This is a genomic window from Streptomyces roseoverticillatus (assembly GCF_000719265.1).
In the GTDB taxonomy this organism is placed as follows: Bacteria; Actinomycetota; Actinomycetes; order Streptomycetales; family Streptomycetaceae; genus Streptomyces; species Streptomyces roseoverticillatus.
Genome location: NZ_JOFL01000057.1, coordinates 1 through 3522, shown reverse-complemented (window position 1 = coordinate 3522; position 3522 = coordinate 1). Strand labels below are relative to the sequence as shown.

Annotated in this window: 1 protein-coding gene; it reads left to right on the top strand. The window is 72.0% G+C overall.

Annotated elements, in window-relative coordinates; genetic code table 11:
• Positions 1–3522 (top strand): type I polyketide synthase (locus tag IF61_RS0131735; RefSeq protein WP_030370011.1); only part of this gene is annotated, 3522 nt, incomplete at both ends.

Genomic DNA, 3522 nt, shown 5'->3' with positions numbered 1-3522 from the left:
GCTGGCGCTGGCGGGTGGTGTGACGGTGATGTCGACGCCGACGACGTTCGTGGAGTTCTCGCGGCAGCGGGGATTGTCGGCGGACGGCCGGTGCAAGGCGTTCTCGGACGCGGCCGACGGTGTCGGCTGGGGCGAGGGCGTGGGCATGCTGGTGCTGGAGCGCTTGTCGGATGCCCGGCGCAACGGCCACCGGGTGCTCGCGGTCGTACGTGGCAGCGCCGTGAACCAGGACGGTGCGTCGAACGGTCTGACGGCGCCGAATGGTCCGTCGCAGCAGCGGGTGATCCGTCAGGCGCTGGCGAGCGCCGGGTTGTCGGCGGCGGATGTGGACGCGGTGGAGGCGCACGGCACGGGCACGACGCTGGGCGACCCGATCGAGGCCCAGGCACTGCTCGCCACGTACGGCCAGGACCGGGCGGAAGACCGTCCGTTGCTCCTCGGCACGGTGAAGTCGAACATCGGTCACGCCCAGGCCGCCTCGGGCGTCGCCGGCGTGATCAAGATGGTGATGGCGATGCACCACGGCGTCCTGCCGAAGACCCTGCACGTCGACGCGCCGTCGTCGCACGTGGACTGGTCGGCCGGCGCCGTAGAGCTCCTCACCGAACCGGCCGAGTGGCCGGCGTCCGAGCGCCGCCGCGCGGGCGTCTCATCCTTCGGCGTCAGCGGGACGAACGCGCACGTCATCCTGGAACAGCCCGAGCCGGCGGAAGCGGTGGAGGACGCGCCGGCGGCAGAGGCCGGAGTGCTGCCCTTGGTGCTCTCGGGCAGGAACGAGGCGGCACTGCGCGCCCAAGCGGCACGCCTGCTGTCCTTCGTGGCGGCCCACGACGAGCTGCCCGCGCGGGACATCGGCTACTCACTGGCCGTGGGCCGGTCGCGCTTCACCCATCGCGCGGTGGTGCGGGGTACGGACCGGAGCGAAGTGATGCTCGCCCTGTCGACGGTCGCGGTCGGCGAGGACGGCCCCGGTGTGGTCGTGGGCACGGCGAGTGCCGGGAAGCCGGCGTTCCTGTTCTCGGGTCAGGGTTCGCAGCGGCTGGGGATGGGCCGGGAGCTGTATGCCCGGTTCCCGGTGTTCGCGGAGGCCTTCGACGCGGTGTGTGCCGGGCTGGACGAGCACTTGGAGCGTCCGGTGCGGGAGGTCGTCTGGGGCGACGATCCGGAGCTGCTGAACCGAACGGCGTACGCACAGGCCGGGCTGTTCGCGATCGAGGTGGCGTTGTTCCGGCTGGTGGAGTCCTGGGGCGTGCGACCGGACTTCGTCGCCGGACACTCCATCGGCGAGGTTGCCGCCGCGCATGTGGCGGGTGTGTTTTCGCTGGCGGACGCGTGCGCGTTGGTGGCGGCGCGGGGCCGGCTGATGCAGGCGCTGCCCGCCGGCGGCGCGATGGTCGCGGTCCAGGCGGCGGAAACCGAGGTGCTGCCGCATCTGACCGAGGACATCGCGATCGCGGCGGTCAACGGTCCGTCGTCGGTGGTGGTCTCCGGCGAGGAGAACGCCGTCGAGGCGGTCCGGGCGCACTTCGAAGCCGAGGGACGCCGGACCAGCAGGTTGCGCGTGTCGCACGCTTTCCATTCACCGCTGATGGAGCCGATGCTGGACGAGTTCCGGGAGGTTGTGGCGGGGCTGGCGTTCGGGGAGCCGGTGGTGCCGGTGGTGTCGAACGTGACGGGCCGGGTCGCTGAGCCCGGGCAGCTGTCCTCGGCCGGCTACTGGGTGCGTCATGTGCGCGAAGCCGTACGGTTCGCGGACGGCGTGCGGGCTCTGAGCGCGGAGGGCGTGACGCGCTTCCTGGAGATCGGCCCGGACGGCGTCCTGTCGGCCATGGCCCGGGAGTCGACCACGGAAGACGCCGTGCTCGCACCCGTGCTGCGCAAGGACCGGCCCGAGGACACGACGGCCCTGGAGGCCTTGGCTCAGCTGTACGTCCAAGGTGTCGGGGTGGACTGGGCGGCTGTGTTCGCCGGTACGGGTGCCCGGTGGGCGGACCTGCCGACGTACGCGTTCCAGCGTGAGCGGTTCTGGCCCGCGGGCGGCGTGGCGCGCTCCGGAGACGTGCGGTTCGCGGGTCTGGGGTCGGCGGGGCATCCACTGCTCGGCGCGGCGGTGGAGCTGGCAGGCTCGGGCGGCCTGCTGTTCACGGGCCGGCTTTCGGCCTCATCGCACCCGTGGCTGGCTGACCATGTCGTGATGGGCTCCGTACTGGTGCCGGGGACGGCATTGGTGGAACTGGCACTGCGCGCGGCCGACGAAGTGGGCTGTGATGTGCTGGAGGAACTGACGCTCGCCGCGCCTCTCGTCCTGCCGGCTTCGGGTGCCGGTGTGCAGGTGCAGGTGTGGGTCGGTGAGCCGGACGACGCGGATCGCCGGGCCGTGGCGGTGCACTCGCGTGAGGGCGAGGAGCCCTGGACGCTGCACGCCGCCGGATCACTGGCGAGCGGTGTTCGACCGCCGGCGTTCGACGCCACGACCTGGCCTCCCGCAGGTGCCGAGCCCGTTGATGCGGCGGGCTGCTACGAGCGGTTCGCGGACTCCGGATTCTTCTACGGTCCGGCGTTCCAGGGCCTGGAGGCCGCGTGGCGGCTCGGCGACGATGTCTTCGCCGAGGTCCGGCTTCCCGAGGGCGTCGACGGTGGTGCGTACGGTCTGCACCCGGCCCTCTTCGACGCGGCGCTCCACGCGTCGGCGCTCGGCGAAGGAGACGATGAGGGCCGCGTCCCGTTCTCCTGGACCGGTGTTTCTCTCCACGCCTCCGGCGCCTCGCGGCTTCGTGTCCGCATCCGCCGTGCCGAGAGCGGAATGGCGATCGCGATGGCCGATTCGGCTGGTGCGCCGGTCGCCTCCGTGGAGTCGCTGATCCTGCGCCCGGTCTCCGCCGGCCGGCTGCGGACGGGGGGCGGCCGGGACTCCCTCTTCACGCTCGACTGGGTACCCGTCCCCCTCACGGACGAACGCGTCGCGCTCGACGCTGGTCCGGCCGGTGAACCGCTCCGGGTCTCCACGGACCTGGAGTCCCTCACCGCAGCCGACATCCCTGAGGCCGTACTGGTCGGCCATGCCGCCGGTACCGCCGAAACCGTGGAATCCGTGCATGCTGCGGCTGCCTGGGCGTTGGGGCTCGTGCAGTCGTGGCTGGCGGACGAGCGGTTCGCGGATGCGCGGCTGGTGTTCGTGACGCGGGGTGCGGTGTCCGGTGATGACCTTGCCGGTGCCGCTGTGTGGGGTCTGGTGCGGTCGGCGCAGTCGGAGAGCCCCGGCCGTTTCGTCCTGGTGGATCTGGCCGGTGGCGCCGATGCGTCCGTACTGTCGCAGGCCCTCGCTTCGGATGAACCCCAGCTCCTGGTGCGCGACGGCCAGGTTCTCGCGGCCCGGCTGGCCCGGGTCCCGGCACAGGAGCTGCGGACGCCTGTCTGGGGTTCCTCCGGCACGGTGTTGATCACCGGTGGTACGGGTGGTCTGGGTCGTGTGGTGGCGCGTCATCTGGTGGCGGAGCACGGCGTGCGGAGTCTGCTGCTGGT